12 protein-coding genes and 1 tRNA gene are annotated in these 16051 nt (G+C 63.3%); all 13 read left to right on the forward strand.

Features of this window, described 5'->3' with window-relative positions; genetic code table 11:
- The first annotated feature begins 9 nt into the window (after positions 1-9).
- The 13 genes from GJ695_RS07180 (at position 10) to GJ695_RS07240 (ending at position 15959) form a co-directional block, all read left to right on the forward strand.
- Entirely contained in the window at positions 10-1149 is a 1140-nt protein-coding gene (locus GJ695_RS07180) for an ABC transporter ATP-binding protein (protein WP_154363303.1), read from the forward strand.
- Positions 1150-1221: 72 nt separating this feature from the next.
- The gene (locus GJ695_RS07185; protein ID WP_229260363.1) at positions 1222-3861 is read left to right on the forward strand and encodes a TonB-dependent receptor; all 2640 of its coding nucleotides are present in this window, start codon (positions 1222-1224) and stop codon (positions 3859-3861) included.
- A 17-nt stretch (positions 3862-3878) separates the two neighbouring features.
- Positions 3879-6458 (forward strand): family 20 glycosylhydrolase, encoded by a 2580-nt coding sequence (locus GJ695_RS07190; protein WP_154363305.1) that lies wholly within the window; start codon positions 3879-3881, stop codon positions 6456-6458.
- Between the two features lie 54 nt (positions 6459-6512).
- The gene (locus GJ695_RS07195) at positions 6513-7937 is read left to right on the forward strand and encodes an ABC transporter substrate-binding protein (RefSeq protein ID WP_166455064.1); all 1425 of its coding nucleotides are present in this window, start codon (positions 6513-6515) and stop codon (positions 7935-7937) included.
- Positions 7909-8616, forward strand: a complete 708-nt coding sequence (locus GJ695_RS07200) for a response regulator (RefSeq protein WP_166455065.1) — start codon at positions 7909-7911, stop codon at positions 8614-8616. Before GJ695_RS07195 ends, GJ695_RS07200 begins: the two co-directional genes overlap by 29 nt.
- Positions 8609-10078: an ATP-binding protein gene (locus GJ695_RS07205; RefSeq protein WP_208023373.1), complete on the forward strand. Its 1470-nt coding sequence runs from the start codon at positions 8609-8611 to the stop codon at positions 10076-10078. The genes GJ695_RS07200 and GJ695_RS07205 overlap by 8 nt, the downstream gene beginning before the upstream one ends.
- 205 nt (positions 10079-10283) lie before the next feature.
- Entirely contained in the window at positions 10284-11393 is a 1110-nt protein-coding gene (locus tag GJ695_RS07210) for an acyltransferase family protein (RefSeq protein WP_154363311.1), read from the forward strand.
- Positions 11394-11778: 385 nt separating this feature from the next.
- Positions 11779-12546, forward strand: a complete 768-nt coding sequence (locus GJ695_RS07215; RefSeq protein ID WP_154363313.1) for a GIN domain-containing protein — start codon at positions 11779-11781, stop codon at positions 12544-12546.
- A gap of 34 nt (positions 12547-12580) precedes the next feature.
- Positions 12581-13189: a tetratricopeptide repeat protein gene (locus GJ695_RS07220; RefSeq protein ID WP_154363315.1), complete on the forward strand. Its 609-nt coding sequence runs from the start codon at positions 12581-12583 to the stop codon at positions 13187-13189.
- A 185-nt stretch (positions 13190-13374) separates the two neighbouring features.
- Positions 13375-14355: an NAD(P)H-quinone oxidoreductase gene (locus GJ695_RS07225; protein ID WP_154363317.1), complete on the forward strand. Its 981-nt coding sequence runs from the start codon at positions 13375-13377 to the stop codon at positions 14353-14355.
- Between the two features lie 125 nt (positions 14356-14480).
- Entirely contained in the window at positions 14481-15227 is a 747-nt protein-coding gene (gene tpiA, locus GJ695_RS07230; RefSeq protein WP_154363319.1) for a triose-phosphate isomerase, read from the forward strand.
- A gap of 71 nt (positions 15228-15298) precedes the next feature.
- A complete protein-coding gene (secG, locus tag GJ695_RS07235; RefSeq protein WP_154363321.1) occupies positions 15299-15691 on the forward strand; it encodes a preprotein translocase subunit SecG in 393 nt (130 codons plus the stop codon).
- Positions 15692-15874: 183 nt separating this feature from the next.
- Positions 15875-15959, forward strand: a tRNA-Leu gene (locus GJ695_RS07240).
- The last annotated feature ends 92 nt before the right edge of the window (positions 15960-16051 follow it).

Genomic DNA, 16051 nt, shown 5'->3' on the forward strand with positions numbered 1-16051 from the left:
AGGCCTGTAATGGCAAGTGTAAGTTTAAAAGCGCTGCGCAAATCGTACGACGGCAGGAGCGACATCCTGGCCGGCATCGACCTGGATATCGCGCATGGAGAATTCGTGGTGCTGGTAGGGCCATCGGGCTGCGGCAAGTCGACGCTGCTGCGCATGCTGTGCGGCCTCGAAAGCATCACCGGCGGCACTATGCAGATCGGCGGCAAGACGGTGAATCATCTGCCACCGGCGGAACGTGGCATCGCCATGGTGTTCCAGAGTTATGCGCTGTATCCGCACATGACGGTGTACCAGAACATGGCGTTCGGCCTGAAGGTGGCCGGCAAGGACAAGGCGGCCATCAAGGCGCGCATTACGCAGGCGGCGGGTACGCTGAAGATCGATCATCTGCTGGAGCGCCTGCCGCGCGAACTGTCCGGCGGCCAGCGGCAGCGGGTGGCGATCGGCCGCGCCATCGTGCGCGAACCGCAGCTGTTCCTGTTCGACGAGCCGCTGTCCAACCTGGATGCCGCGCTGCGCGTGCAGACCCGCCTGGAGATCGCCAAGCTGCATCGCCAGCTGGACGCCACCATCGTCTACGTCACCCACGACCAGGTGGAGGCGATGACGCTGGGCGACAAGATCGTCGTCATGCACGAAGGGCATATCCAGCAGGCCGGCACGCCGCTGGACCTGTACCAGCAACCGCGCAATCTGTTCGTGGCGGGCTTTATCGGCTCGCCGAAGATGAATCTCATGGCCGCCAGCGTGACCGAGGCGCATGCCGGCGGCGTTACCGCGCGGCTGGACAGCGGCGAGTTGATACACGCGGCGGTGGATGGCAGCGGGCTAGCGGCCGGCGCGCGCGTCACGCTGGGCCTGCGCGCGGAACATATCAACGAATCGCGCGGCGGCTCGGAAGTATTGAGCGGCCATGTGAGCGTGGTGGAGCACCTGGGGGAAGCCAACTACATCTACGTTACCCGCGAAGGCGGCGAGGACGTGGTGATACGCGGCGATGGCGAACGCCATGTGGAGATTGGGCAGCATCTGGTTTTTTCGGCCGAGAGCACGGCTTTTCATTTGTTTGACGAACAGGGCGAGGCGCGGCGGCGCCTGCGGCCCGGGAATATGGTGGCGGCAACGCGCGGCGTGATGCGCAGCGCGTGAGCGGCAAAATAATTCAATAATGACGAAACGGGAGAGTTGATGATGTCGTATCCAATGACGAGAAAGACCTTGATGAGTCTTGCCATCAGCAGCGCGTGCGCTTGCGGCGGCGGGACGGCGTGGGCGCAGCAGGACAGCGTCCCCGCGGCGGCCAGCAAGGACGAGGTGCCGGAAGTGCAGGTGACGGCCACCCGTCACTCCACCTCTTTGCTCAAGACGCCGGTGGCGGTTACCGCCGTCACGCAGGAGACGCTGACCCGCGACGGCATCACCGACGTGCGCGGCCTCAGTGGCCAGATCCCCAATCTGCAACTGGGCACGGCCAATGACGGCAGCGGCGGCGTGCAGATCGCCATCCGTGGCGTCAGCAGCTCGGACTTCACCGAGATCGGCAATCCGGCCGTGGGCCTGCACGTGGCGGGCCTGTACCAGCCACGTCCGCAGGCGGCGCTGGCGCTGATGTTCGACCTCGATCAGGTGGAGGTGCTGCGCGGCCCGCAAGGCACGCTGTTCGGCCGTAACTCGACCGGCGGCAGTATCAACATCATCCCGGCCAAGCCGGAATTCGGCAGCAGCTACGGCACGGTGGAAGGGGACCTTAGCAACTACAAGGGGCGCCAGATCTCGGCGGTGCAGAATATCCCGATCAGCGACAACTTCGCCATGCGCGTGACGGCGATGAAGATCCAGCGTAACGGCTACATCAACCAGCAGCAGGACTTCTACGCGGCGAACTTTCCGGCGCTGGGCATCGTGCCGTCACGCGACGCCAGCGGCAATATCATTCCGGACGTCGATCAACGTTTCAACAAAAAGGTGGGAGCGGACAAGTTCTACACCAATAAGGACGAATACGCGGCGCGCCTGCAGGCGCGCTGGAAGATCCGTCCGGACCTGGACTGGCGCCTGACCTACGAGAAGTACCAGAACAACGGCGCCGGCGACTTGCCGATCAAGGATTGCGAACAGGCGGCCGGCACGCCGTATGCCTGCACCGGCGGCCAGTGGGATGTAAAGGTCAACGTGCCGGGCGTGATGGACATGACCATCGATACGGTGCGCAGTGGCCTGGTATGGGACGTGAGTCCGAACACCACGATTGAGTACAACGCCGCCTGGTCCAGCCAGAAGCGGCGCGAGATCCAGGACAGCGACAGCGGCTACCAGCCGATCGAGAGCGAGCTGGCGACGCGTCCGGGAACGTCGCCGTTCAACGATTACGCTACTTACACCACGGCTTCCAAGTACGTGTCCACGGTCCATGAGCTGCAACTGCGCGGCCGCTACAACAGCCTGCGCTACGTGGCCGGCCTGTTCTGGATGCACGAGAAGAACATGATCGACTATGCGCAGGATTATCTCGGCGCGTCGTGGGGCACTTATGGTCTGCCGGCCGAGTCCTACTTCTATCACCAGGCCGACCGCCAGTCCGATTCCAAGGCGATCTTCGCGCAGGCCGACTGGGAGTTTGCGCCGACCTGGAACCTGACCGTTGGCGGTCGCCTGACGCGCGATACGCGCAAGGACGTCGGCGGCGAGTATTGGGACACCGCGTTCTCCGACGATCCGGCGATCTACTTCAAGGGCTTGCACAATCCGGGTATCCCGGGCACGCCGGGCTTTGTACCGTTTAACAGCTCGGACCTGAAGCCGGGCATGGGCGGCTACTACGGCGCGGCCGGTTTCGATCCGTCGATCCAGCCGGTGATCAGCAGCGATTCGGATTCGTGGAAGAAGTTCACGTGGCGCCTGGGCCTGAGCCGTCAGCTGACGCCGCGCGATATGGTCTACACCTCGCTATCCACCGGCTACAAGGCTGGCGGATTCAGTGACAAGGAAGATATCTGCCGCACCGGCCTGAATGGCAATTGCGCCGGCCTGTCGCCGGGACCGCACTACACCAATATGCCGTGGAATCCGGAGACGCTGACCAACTTCGAGCTGGGTTACAAGGGCCGGCTGCTGAACAACAAGCTGACCTTCTCGGCGACGGCGTTCTATAGCCGCTACAAGGACATGCAGCTGACTGGCGGTGTCACGGTCGGCAAGATCATTCCCAAGGTGCCGTGCACGGCGACCAATCCATACTGCGACAGTGTGGTGATCTACGGTACGCAGAATGCGGCGCAGGCGAATATCTCGGGGCTGGAGCTGGAGGGCGAATATCGGCCGTGGGCTGGCGCGAACATCCACTATGCGTATTCGCACCTGAAGGCGGTGATCAAGTCGTATCCTACCTATAGCGAGGATAGTTCGATCAGCTGTAATATCCGCGAGCAGTATGGCGCGCCGGCTTGCACGCCGTATGAAGGCACCGATCCGCTGTATGCCGGTAAATTCCCGCTGAATATTTCGGGTAACCGTCTGCCGTATGCGCCGAACAACACGCTGAACCTGAGCGCGTCGCAGGACTTCGAGTTTGGCGAGTACACGCTGACGCCATGGATCTCGGCGCGCTGGCAGGACAAGATGTACTTCACGCTGCGGAATCTGGACAATGCGCATATCTCGGATGCGCAGAAAGCCTACACCACGGTGGACGCGGCGCTCAAGCTGGTGTCGCCGGGCGGGAAGTGGCATATTGAGGCTTATGTGCGCAATTGGGGGCAGACCGTATCCAAGAACTACGCCAGCGTGGTGGACCCTGGTTACGTGACGGCGTCGTATAACGATCCGCGTATTTATGGCGTGCGGTTCGGCGCGACCTGGTAATCAACATAATGAGAGCGATGCGTATGCAGATTCAGTACAGGAGCGCCGTGCTGGCGTTGATGTTGATGTCGGGCGGTGTGGCGTGGTCGCAGGCAGCGGCGCCGTCTGCGCCGGCCGGGCAGGGAGCGCTGGTTGGTGTGGCGGCCGGCGCGCGCATTAAGTTGCGCTGGGAGTTGGTGCGCAATGTGTTCAGCGATAGCGCGCCTGGAGGCAGCACGCAGGCACGTTTGATTCTGGAGAATCTGGATACGCAGCCGTTGCCGGCGCAGGGCTGGTCGTTGTATGCGAACTGGATGGATGGCGTGTCCACCGGGCCGCTGCCGGGCAATCTGGTGCTGGAGCAGGTGGCGGGGAATCTGTTCCGCATCCGGCCGACGGCGGGATTCGCCGGCGTGGCGGCGGGACAGACGCTGAATATCGACTATGTGCATCCGGATCTGGTGATCAAGCTGGCCAAGGCCCCGGCAGGGCCATACCTGGTCTACGATGCGGCGCCGGATGTGGGGCAGGCGATCGCGGATTATCAGCTGCTGCCGGTCACGCGGCCGGAACAGCTGGACAAGGGGAACAGCGGCGCCAAGCCGGTGGTGACGGCGCAGGATACGTATCGCCGCAACACCAGCGCCGACCTGTTGCCCGCCGCCGCGCTGCCGCCGGTGTTCCCGACGCCGCTGTCGCTGCAAGCGGGCAGCGGCAAGCTGCATCTGGCCGCGCCGCCAGCCATCGTCGCACCGAAGGTGCTCGGCAACGAGGCCGCACTGGCCCGCCAACTGTTCGCGGCCAGCCTGCCGGACGCTGGCGCGCAGGCGGGTGGACCGCAGCTGCGGTTGAACATTGGCACCGTGCCCGGCCAGTCTTCGCCGGAGGCTTATACGTTGGCGATCGACGGCCAGGGCGTCGCCATCGTCGGCAATAGCGCGGCTGGCGTGGGCTATGGCCTGCAATCGCTGCGCGACCTGCTGCCGCTGCCGGGCGCTTCGAAGAACGGCATCGACCTGCCACAATTGCAGATCACCGATGCGCCGCGCTTTGGCTATCGCGGTTTCCAGCTCGACGTCGGCCGCAACTTCCACACCAAGCAAACGGTGTTCAAGTGGCTGGATCTGATGGCGCGCTACAAACTGAATAAATTCCACTTCCACCTGACCGAAGACGAAGGCTGGCGTCTGGAAATCGCCGGTCTGCCGGAACTGACCAGCATCGGCGCGGTGCGCGGTCACAGCGCCAAGCCCGGCGTGCGCCTGCAGCCAGCCTACGGCTCCGGCCCCGATCCGAAAGACGCCAGCGGTTCCGGCTACTACACCCGCGCCGACTACATCGACATCCTGCGCTACGCCACCGCGCGCCACATCGAGGTGATCCCCGAAGTGGAAATGCCCGGTCACGCCCGCGCCGCCGTCCAGGCCATGGAAGCGCGCTACCATCGCCTGAAGGCCGCCGGCAACCGCGACGCCGCCAAATACCTGCTGAACGATTTCGACGACAAGTCCGAATACAAATCGCCGCAGCTGTACAACGACCACGTCATCAACCCCGGCCTGGAATCCAGCTATACCTTCATCGACCACGTGATCACGCAGATCGTCGCCATGCACCGCGAGGCCGGCGCGCCACTGCACACCATCCACGTCGGCGGCGACGAACTGCCGCGCGGCGCATGGGAGAAGTCGCCGGCCAGCCGCGCCTTGATGCGCAAGCAGAACCTGGAAACCACCGCCGACCTGTGGGACTACTTCTACGACCGCGTCGACGGCATGCTGAAGAAGCACGGCCTGTATGCCTCCGGCTGGGAAGAGATGGCGGCCCGGGTCACCTCGTTGCGCGGCGAGAGCAAGCTGATTCCGAATCCTCTGTTCACGCAGCGTCGCTTCAGCGCCTACGTCTGGAACAATACCGAGGGCGCGGAAGACCTGGCCTACCGCCTGGCCAACGCCGGCTACGACATCGTGCTGGCGCCGGTGACCAAGATGTACATGGATATGTCGTATAACCCCAATCCAGAAGAACCGGGCGTCAACTGGGGGGATTACGTGGAACTGGACACGGTCTACGATTTCATCCCGCTGGACTACATGAAGACCGCCAATCCACCGCTGATCGGCAAGGATAGCCTGACCGACTATGGCAAACGCCACGTCCGTGGTTTGGAAGCGACGCTGTTCACCGAAACCATACGCGATCCTTTGCGCATCGATTACCTCGTCATGCCTCGCCTGCTGGCGGTGGCCGAGCGGGCCTGGGCGCCCGATCCGGCGTGGGCCAAGGAGGCCGATGCCGCCAAGGCCGCAGCGCTGCATCGCACTGCGTGGTCGGGCTTCGTCAACGTCCTCGGTCAGCGCGTGCTGCCACGACTGGACCTTGAGCAGACAGGCGTTGCGTACCGCATCGCACCTCCGGGCCTGATGCTGGAAAACGGCCGCGTGCTCGCCAACCACGTGCTGCCCGGGATCACGCTGCGCTATACCAGCGACGGCAGTTTGCCCTCCGCCGGCAGCAAGGTGGTGACCGGCGCCATTGCTGACAAAGGCGTGATTCAGGTGGCCGCATTCGACCGCAACGGCCGCGCGGGCCTGGTGGCGCGCATTGAAAATCCTTGAGGAGCAGGGCAAGCCATCGTTATAATCATTTCACTGTTTTCATTAGGATAATGAGTGATCGCTTCGACAGAAACTGTAGCCTTGCCGCCGTCGCCGGACTGGCTACCCTGTCGCCCGATCACACGGCGCGCGTCATTCTGGCGCGCGTGGTCCTTCGGCATGGCCGCTGCCGCCTGCGCCTTCAATTACGGCGCGCTGGCGGCGGCGCCTCAGCCGCCATCAGCGCAAGCACCGCAAGCACCGCAAGCATCGCAGGCCACCTTGCAGGTGCTGCACTGGTGGACCTCAAGCAGCGAACGCAAAGCCGCCAACGCGCTGGCCGCGCGCATGGCCGATGAAGGCCTGGAGTGGAAGGATGCGGCCATCCCCGGCGGCGCGGGCCTCGGCGCCGGCAAAGTCCTGAAGAGCCGCGTGCTGGCCGGCGATGCGCCGGAAGTGACGCAGATGATCGGTGTCTCGGTGGCGGAATGGGCGGAACTGGGCCTGCTGCTGGAAATCGACAACGTCGCCAGCGCCGGCAACTGGAACGGTTTCCTGTTCCCGACCATCCAGGTGCTGATCACCCACCGCAAGCATGTGGTGGCGGCGCCGCTCGGCATCCATCGCATCAACACACTTTATTACAACCGTGCGCTGTTTGCCCAGCTGCGGCTGGCGGTGCCGCAGACGTGGGACGATTTCCAGAACGCGGCGCAGCGGCTGCGCGCGGTCGGCGTGCAGCCGCTGGCGCAAAGCAGCGAAGCGTGGCAGGTGGCCGCGCTGTTTGAAAACCTGGTGCTGGCCGAAAGCGGGCCGGAATTCTATCGCGAGCTGTTCGTGCGCCGCAGTCCGGCCGCCGCAGCCGACCGCCGCACCGCCGAGGCGCTGGAGCGGCTGCGCATCGTCAAGGGCTGGGCCGGCGGTCAGCTGGAAGAACGCGTGTGGCCGGACGTGGTGCGCCAGTTCGCGCGGCGCGAGGCCGGCATGATGATCATGGGCGACTGGGCCAAGCCGGAACTGGCAGAACGCGGCATGGTGCTGGACGAAGACTACGCCTGCGGCGCCGCGCCGGGCACCGCCAGGTATCACCTCTACAGCGTCGACACGCTGACCATGTTCGCCGGCGACTACCGCCACATGCCGGCGCAGGAGAAAATGGCGCGGCTGCTGGTGTCGCCGCCGGTGCAGGCGGAGTTCAATACGCTCAAGGGCGGCGTGCCGGTGCGGCGCGACGCCGATCCGTCGCGCATGGACAGTTGCGCGCGCGCGTCGTGGACTACCTTCGCCCAAGGCGCGGCGGTGCAGGCACCAAGCCTGGTGCACCGCATGGCCACCGATGAAGCAAGCCGCGACGCCATCATCGCCGAGATACATCGTTATTTTCTGGACGACCGGACCACGCCGGCCGAGGCGCAACGCCGCCTTGGCACCTTGTTCCGGCTGTTTAACCTTCGTAATCAAGGAGTACCCGGTGCGCAAGATACTGATCGTAGACGATGACCAAAAAACCCGCGTGCTGCTCAAGACCTATCTGGAGAAGAACCAGTACGAGGTGATCCTGTCGCACAATGGCGAGAGCTTCCTGGCGGAGTTGCAGGCGCACGCCGAGCACCTGTCGATGGTGATCCTGGACGTGATGCTGCCCGATACCGATGGCTTCGCGCTGTGCAAACAGGTGCGCCAGCGCTCCAATGTGCCGATCATCATGCTGACCGCCAGTTCCGACGAGACCGACCGCATCGTCGGCCTGGAGCTGGGTGCCGACGATTACATCGCCAAGCCCTACAGCCCGCGCGAACTGCTGGCGCGCATCAAGGCCATCCTGCGCCGCACCGCGCTGGAGACGCCGTCCGCGCGCTTCTACCGTTTTGTCGGATTCACGCTGGACCTGATGGAGCGCAAGGTGCTGGACGGGGAGGGCAATGTGGTGGCGCTGACCGGGCTGGATTTCCAGCTGTTGAAGTACTTCGTCGAGCATCCGGGCGTGATCCTCGACCGCAGTGTCTTGTGCGAAGAGACGCGCGGCCGCGACGCCGGCCCGCTGGACCGTTCCCTGGATGTGCAGATCAGCCGCCTGCGGCTGCGGCTCAACGACGACGGCAAACAGCCGGCCCTGATCAAGACGGTGCGCGGCGCCGGTTATGTGTTCTCGGCCGACGTCAGCATGGCGCATGCATAAGCCGCCGCGCGAACGCCTGCCGGTGTGGTTGCGCAGGGCGTGGCCGCAGTCGCTGCTGGGGCGCTTGTCGCTGGTGATGGTGGCCGGCCTGCTGGTGACGCAGCTGACGGCGAGCGCCATCTGGGCCAGTCAGCTGCGCGCCAAGGCGCAGGTGGAAGCGCAGTCGGCTTCGCTGTACATGGCGAATGGCGCGGCCGGCGCGATCCGCTACTTCCGCAGCCTGCCGGCCAATTACCGCCTGCTGCAAATCCAGCAGCTGCGCGAAATGGGCGGCACGCGCTTCTTCGTCAATCTGAATTCATCGTATGTGCCGGTGCGGGAGATTGCGCCGCACCCGCTGGCGCGCAGCGTGATCGACACCATCGGCGCCGCGTTGAAGACCGACTTGCCGCATTCGCCCAGCTTCCACCTGGCGTTTGCTTGGCCGGACCAGCTGGTGGTGTCAGGCGATGACGTGCGCCTGGCCGACCTGCCGGACGCCTGGGTGCAGCACATCCTGCTGCTCAAGCCGGACCCCGCGCCGATATTGGTGATCCAGACCGAGATCGAGCCTGGTAACTGGCTGTATATGGCGGCGCTGATGCCCAATCCTTATTTCTTGAGCGGCAACGATCCACTGGCGTGGGACCGGCTGGCGCTGCAAGGCCTGTCGCTGGCGGTGGTGCTGCTGCTTTGCCTGCTGGTGGTGCGTTCGATTACGCGGCCGCTGGCTGCGTTGTCCGACGCCGCCGCCGCTTTCGGCCAGGACGAGCGCGCGCCGCCGCTGCCTGAAACCGGTAGCCGGGAATTCATCAACACCGCGCGCGCCTTCAGCGCCATGCGGGAGCGCATCCAGCGTTATATCGAAGACCGCGAGCGGCTGTTCATCTCCATTTCGCACGATTTGCGCACGCCGATCACGCGCCTCAAGCTGCGCTCCGAATTGCTGGACGACGAATCGCTGCGCAACGAGTTCGAAGAGGATCTCGATGAACTGGACATGATGGTCAAGGGCGCGCTGCAATGCGTGAAGGACAGCGACATCCACGAGAACCCGGCCGAGATCAAACTCGATGCGCTGTTGGGCCGCCTGGTGCGCAGCGCGCAGCTGGCCGGGCACACGGTGGCGTGGCAGGCCGCCGGCATGACGGTGCGCGCCAAGCCGCTGGCGCTCAAGCGCGCGGTCGGCAACCTGCTGGACAACGCCTTGTTCTACGGCCAGCGCGCCGAGATCCGCACCTATTCCGCGCCGGGCACGGTCACCATCGCGGTGCGCGACCATGGTCCCGGCGTGCCGGAAGACGCCTTCGCCAGCCTGTTCGATCCCTACGTACGGCTGGCGCACGGCCGTGAGCGGAACGATGGCGGCATGGGGCTGGGACTGGGTATCGCGCGCGGCATCATCGAGGCGCATGACGGCCAGCTGATACTGGAAAACCATCCGGAGGGCGGCTTGAACGCCATTATCCGCCTGCCGGCTTGAGCGAAAAACAACAGTGCAGCGCGACGTTTTGTAAGGCTCTGTGAAGTTTTGTTGCAGCCTCGCCGGCGCCATGCCGGTCCGGCGTAAGGAAGTGTAAGCGTAAAACGCTATAAACCATATAAAACAAATACTTATCGAAATTCGCCCATTACCTGCGGCGCTGGTAATGTTTGCTGCAAGCTCACTCCAACGGAAAGTCGACTCAATGAAGATACAGCATCAACGTTCGCAAGCTATCGACGTGCTGCGCGGCCTGACGGTTGCGCTGATGATCATGGTGAACATGCCGGGCACGCCGGAAACCACCTACGCGCCATTCCTGCACGCCGTGTGGCATGGGCTGACGCTGACCGACCTGGTATTCCCGACCTTTATGTTCGTGGTCGGCACCGCGCTGGCCTTCACGCTGGAAAAGTATGAAGGCATGGGCGAGGCGGCGGTGTTGAAGAAAATCTTCACCCGCACCGCGCTGATTTTCCTGTGCGGATTTTTGATGTACTGGTTCCCGTTCATCAGTTTTGATCACGGCGTGTCGATGATTCCGTTCTCCGGCACGCGCATCTTCGGCGTCCTGCAACGCATCGCGCTGGGCTATTGCGCCGCGTCGCTGATCCTGCATTACAGCGGCGAGAAGGGGGCGTGGGTGTTTGCGGTGCTGGCGCTGTTCGGCTACTGGGCGTTGATGGCCGGCTTTGGCGACTACACGCTGGAAGGCAATGCGCAGCGCAAGCTGGATTTGCTGGTGCTGGGCGAGGCGCATATGTACCACGGCGAGGGCATTGCCTTCGATCCGGAAGGGATACTCAGCACGCTGCCGTCCATCGTCAACGTACTGGCCGGGTACTTCGCCGGACGGCTGGTGCGCCGTCTGGGCGCCAGCTACGAAACCATCGCCAAGCTGATGCTGGCCGGCGCGGTGCTGGCGGCGGTGGCGCTGTGCTGGAGCAGCGTGTTCCCGCTGAATAAAAAGCTGTGGACCAGTTCCTACACGCTGATCGCCATCGCGATTGACCTCGGTGTGCTGTCGCTGCTGCTGTACGTGATCGACCTGCGCGGCCGGCGCGGCTGGACCTATTTCTTTGAAGTCTTCGGCCGCAACACGCTGTTTATCTACCTGTTCAGCGAGTTGCTGGCGACCTTGTTCTTCATCAATCAGATTGATGGCCTGTCGGTGTTCGACTGGATCTATCAACACGTCTTCCGGCCATGGGCCGGCGCCTATAACGGCACGTTGTTGTGGGCGGTGGTTTACATGCTGGGCTGCTGGCTGGTCGGCTATGTGCTGGACCGGAAAAAAATCTACATCAAACTATGAAAGGCGGGATGCGGTGACCAGCAACGGCGACCCGACGTCGGCCGACGCTATCACCTTCCTCAGGCAGAAAGGCAAGCTGGTGGCCTTAGCCAAGACCAACGGCTTCGCCGGCGTTGTCCACGGTGGATGAAAGCGATCCGTACAACCTGCCGTACAACCTGCCGTTCGACCTGGCGGCGCCGGGCAAGTCGGCCGACTACCTGCAGTCATGACCTGCGACGAGGCGATCCCGGACTGGGCCCCGGGCGCGGCGGCTGTCGCGCTCTCCATCCTCCGCATTTGTCGTCCAGTCCCCGATTTGTGCAGTTCGTCGCAATCCGCGCCGGTGGCGCACGTGCGCCGATTATGATTATGATAGCTGCAACAACATCTGAGGAATTCCACAATGAAGAAGCTTTTCCAGTTCGGCCTGCTGTTTGCCGCGTTCTGTGCCCTGTTTAGCCGTGCCAGCGCCGCCGACGAGGTCACTGAAACGCGCGTGATTACCGTCGATGCCCGCGTCGTGCGGGTCATGATCGAGGGCGTAATCGATGTCAAGTTGCGCCAGGGGGACATGCCGTCGCTGAAGATTACCGGCGAAAAGCGCTACATGGACAAGCTGACCGCCTCGCAGAGCGGCGACACGCTGCACCTGGAAAGCGAGGCGCGCGGCATCAAGGTCGGGCGCTCCACCTCCCGTGCCGAGCTGATCCTGCCGAACCTGCGCCAGGTGGTGTCGGAAGGTGTCGGTTCGACCGAGATCAGCGGTTTCAGCGGCGAGCTGCTGGAATTGACCATGGACGGCGCCGGCAGCATGAAGGTGGTGGGCGACTACCGCGTGCTGAAGGCCAACCTGGGCGGCGTCGGCAGCATGAACCTGTGGATCAGCGAGAACGACGAGGCCGACCTCGACCTGCGCGGCGCCGGCTACATCACGCTGGGCGGCCGCAGCAAGTTGCTGAAAGCCAACCTTGGCGGCGTCGGCAGCCTGAACGCGCAGCAGTTCCAGGCCGAGTCGGTCGATGTCGACCTGAGCGGCCTGGGCAACGCCACCGTCAACGCCAAGGCCAACGCGACGTTGAACTTGAGCGGCCTGGGATCGGTCATTGTTTATGGCAAGCCTTTGAACCGCAACGTCAGCGTTGACGGCCTGGGCAAAGTCAGCTGGAAATAAGCTCACCGAATAAGCACACCTTATATAACGCGATATGAAAAAATTCATACTAGCGATGGTCGTCGCACTAGGCTGGCAACAAGCCGCGATGGCAGGATTCGCCGAAGGGGCGACCGCGTACAACAACAAGAACTACGCGGTGGCGTTGAAAGAAATCAGGCCGCTGGCGCAAGCCGGCAACGCCGATGCCGAGCATTTGCTGGGCCTGATGTATTACATGGGCCGCGGCGTGCCGCAGGATTACAAGATCGCGCTGGAGTGGCACCGCAAGGCCGCGCTCAAGGGCAAGGCCGACGCCCAGTACGTGGTGGGCGCCATGTATTACACCGGCAACGCGGTGATCCAGGACCACAAGCAGGCGGTGGGCTGGTTCCGCAAGGCCGCCGAGCAGGGCCATCCGCAGGCGCAGCAGGTGCTGGGGCTGATGTACCGCTATCACATGGGCGGCGTGCCGCAGGATAATGTGATTGCTTATATGTTGTGGAACCTGGCGGCGGCCAATGGCTCGGCCAACGCGGCCGAGCAGCGCGGGCAGGTGGCGCGGAGCATGACGCAGGAGCAGATCGAGGAGGGGCAGGCGCTGTCGGCGGCGTGGAAGCCGAATACACCCCTGCCGCAGAAGTCGCGGACCGGCGGCGGCTGATCCCCCTCGCGCAGTAGACGCTGCGGACTCGCGGCGCTCGCCACCCACCAGCGACAGAGGGGTCTGACCCCGTGCGGGGTCAGACCCCGCGGCGGCTCGCCGTGCGGGAGAATTTTTCAAGAGGGCGCTGTCCTGTGACGGATCGCCGTGCGGGGTAAAATCGTGCTTTCCCTGAAAGGCACCCCATGCGCGCGATTGAAATCACCCAGCCCGGCCCGGCCGATGTCCTGAAACTCTGCGAACGCCCGATGCCGGTGGTCAAGGCCGGCGAGGTGCTGATCAAGGTCCACGCGGCCGGCGTCAACCGCCCCGACGTGTTCCAGCGCCAGGGCAATTACGCGCCGCCGCCGGGCGCCTCCGACATCCCCGGCCTGGAAGTGGCCGGCGAAATCGTTGACGGCGACCTGGACTACACCACCCTCGATATCGGCGACCATGTCTGCGCTTTGGTGCAGGGCGGCGGCTATGCCGAGTACGTTGTTGCACCAATACAGCAGGTTTTACCGGTGCCGAAAGGGTGGTCGATGCTCGAAGCCGCCTCAATTCCGGAAAATTACTTCACAGTCTGGAGCAACGTTTTCGACCGCGCCCACCTGAGCGCCGGCGAGACCTTATTGGTGCAGGGCGGCAGCTCCGGCATCGGCGTCACCGCCATCCAGCTGGCCAGCGCCATGGGCCACCGGGTGTTCGCCACCGCCGGTTCGGACGACAAGGTCGCGGCCTGCATGAAGCTCGGCGCCGAGCGCGGCATCAACTACAAAACCGAGGACTTCGGCGCCGTCGTCAAGTCGCTGACCAACGACCGCGGCGTCGACGTGATTCTCGACATGGTGGCCGGAGACTACCTGCCACGCGAGGTTTCCTGCCTGGCGGACGATGGCCGCATCGCCATCATCGCCACGCTGGGCGGCGGCAAGGCCACGCTCGACATGGCCCAGGTGCTGCGCCGCCGGCTGACCGTCACCGGCTCCACCTTGCGCCCGCGCTCGGTGGAATTCAAGGGCGCGATCGCCAAAAAGCTCAAGGAGCGCGTGTGGCCGATGATGGCCGAGCGCAAGCTCAAGCCGGTGATCCATACCGTCTTCCCGCTGGAGCAGGCCGCCGCCGCCCACGCGCTGATGGAGAGCAGCTCGCACGTCGGCAAAATCATGTTGCAGGTGATCTAAAGGCCAATTCGTTGTAAAATGCGTAGTAAATTTACGGTTTTGTTGAGCCGGGGCTACGCTTTGCCTGTTTGACCGTGCTTCTTTGCGCGCGTTAAAATGGCGGGTTATTAACCTTTAGGCTAGCCATGCGTCGCAAACTCGTAATCGGGAACTGGAAAATGAACGGCAACCGCGCCGCCAATACGGCACTGTTGTCCGGCATCGTCGCCGGCCTGAACGACTTCGGCGCCGATAGCGCCGTCTGCGTGCCGGCGCCGTACCTGGCGCAGTGCCAGGCCGAGCTGGAAGGCACGGCGCTGGCGTGGGGCGGGCAGGACCTGTCGGTGCACGCCAGCGGCGCTTACACCGGCGAGGTGGCGGCCGCGATGCTGCGCGATTTCGGCGCCACCTATGTGCTGTGCGGCCACTCCGAGCGCCGCGCCTACCACCAGGAAAGCAATGCGCTGGTGGCGCAGAAGGCCGTAGTGGCGCTGGCCGCCGGGCTGACGCCGGTGGTGTGCGTGGGCGAATCGCTGGCGCAGCGCGAGGCGGGGCAGACCGAGGACGTGATCTGCGCCCAGTTGCAGGCGGTGCTTGATGCGCTGCAGGCGGAGCAGGTGGCGCGCATCGTGCTGGCGTATGAGCCGGTCTGGGCCATCGGCACCGGCAAGACCGCCACGCCGCAGATCGCGCAGGATGCCCACCGCTTCCTGCGCAACTGTCTGGCGAACAAGAATGCGGCCGCTGCGGCGGCCGTGCAGATACTCTACGGCGGCAGCATGAAGCCGGAGAATGCAAAAGAATTGATGGCGCAACCGGATATCGATGGTGGCCTGATCGGCGGAGCGGCATTAAAGGCGACTGATTTTCTCGGGATTATTCAGGCGGTTTAAGCGTTACGCGTAAGTGTAAAAGCGCAGTAGAAACAAAACGATACAAAACTTTTAATTTGGAATGGAATAACATGAGCTCCTTGTTCAATCTGGTTATCATCGTGCAGGTCTTGTCGGCAATCGCGATTATCGGTCTGGTATTGCTTCAGCACGGTAAGGGCGCCGACATGGGCGCCGCCTTCGGCTCGGGCGCGTCGGGCAGCCTGTTCGGCGCCACCGGCTCGTCGAACTTCATGTCGAAGTCGACCGGCGTGGCCGCCGCCATCTTCTTCAGCGCCACGCTGGCCCTGTCGTACATCACCACCCACCAGACCAATAATGTCAGCGGCGGCGTGATGGACAAGGTGCCGGCCGCTGCCGCGCCAGCCCCGGCCAATGCCATTCCTGCAACGCCAGCAGCCCCGGCCGCCTCGGCGCCGGCCGCGGCGCCTGCACCGGCTCCTGCAAACTCCATCCCAAAGTAATATAATTGTGTAGTTAATTAGGCGCAGTTGATAATTTTTTAAGTTGTTTGCACATTGTTTTAGCAGTATCGTAGCGAAAAACTTTAGTACATCAATTTAGTTAAAGAATTATCGTTTTTCTTCTTGTTTTGACGCAATACGGATTAACAACCGCGTGAAAAGGAAGTAAAATAACGGCCTTATGCCGACGTGGTGAAATTGGTAGACACGCTATCTTGAGGGGGTAGTGGCGCAAGCTGTACGAGTTCGAGTCTCGTCGTCGGCACCAGAAAATATAGGCCAGCAAGGGTGGTACCAAGCTGGCTTTTTTACGAGGATGTGTCGTTCGATCCTGGTCAGAGCAGTTTTACGATTGGGGCG

The sequence above is a fragment of the Duganella alba genome (assembly GCF_009674495.1).
Lineage (GTDB): Bacteria > Pseudomonadota > Gammaproteobacteria > Burkholderiales > Burkholderiaceae_D > Rugamonas > Rugamonas alba.

Excerpts from the sequence above, each read along its gene's own strand:
- GJ695_RS07180 (WP_154363303.1), top strand. The coding sequence starts at position 10 with ATGGCAAGTGTAAGTTTAAAAGCGCTGCGCAAATCGTACGACGGCAGG.
- GJ695_RS07185 (WP_229260363.1), top strand. The coding sequence starts at position 1,222 with ATGAGTCTTGCCATCAGCAGCGCGTGCGCTTGCGGCGGCGGGACGGCG.
- GJ695_RS07190 (WP_154363305.1), top strand. The coding sequence starts at position 3,879 with ATGCGTATGCAGATTCAGTACAGGAGCGCCGTGCTGGCGTTGATGTTG.
- GJ695_RS07205 (WP_208023373.1), top strand. The coding sequence starts at position 8,609 with ATGCATAAGCCGCCGCGCGAACGCCTGCCGGTGTGGTTGCGCAGGGCG.
- GJ695_RS07210 (WP_154363311.1), top strand. The coding sequence starts at position 10,284 with ATGAAGATACAGCATCAACGTTCGCAAGCTATCGACGTGCTGCGCGGC.
- GJ695_RS07215 (WP_154363313.1), top strand. The coding sequence starts at position 11,779 with ATGAAGAAGCTTTTCCAGTTCGGCCTGCTGTTTGCCGCGTTCTGTGCC.
- GJ695_RS07220 (WP_154363315.1), top strand. The coding sequence starts at position 12,581 with ATGAAAAAATTCATACTAGCGATGGTCGTCGCACTAGGCTGGCAACAA.
- GJ695_RS07225 (WP_154363317.1), top strand. The coding sequence starts at position 13,375 with ATGCGCGCGATTGAAATCACCCAGCCCGGCCCGGCCGATGTCCTGAAA.
- tpiA (WP_154363319.1), top strand. The coding sequence starts at position 14,481 with ATGCGTCGCAAACTCGTAATCGGGAACTGGAAAATGAACGGCAACCGC.
- secG (WP_154363321.1), top strand. The coding sequence starts at position 15,299 with ATGAGCTCCTTGTTCAATCTGGTTATCATCGTGCAGGTCTTGTCGGCA.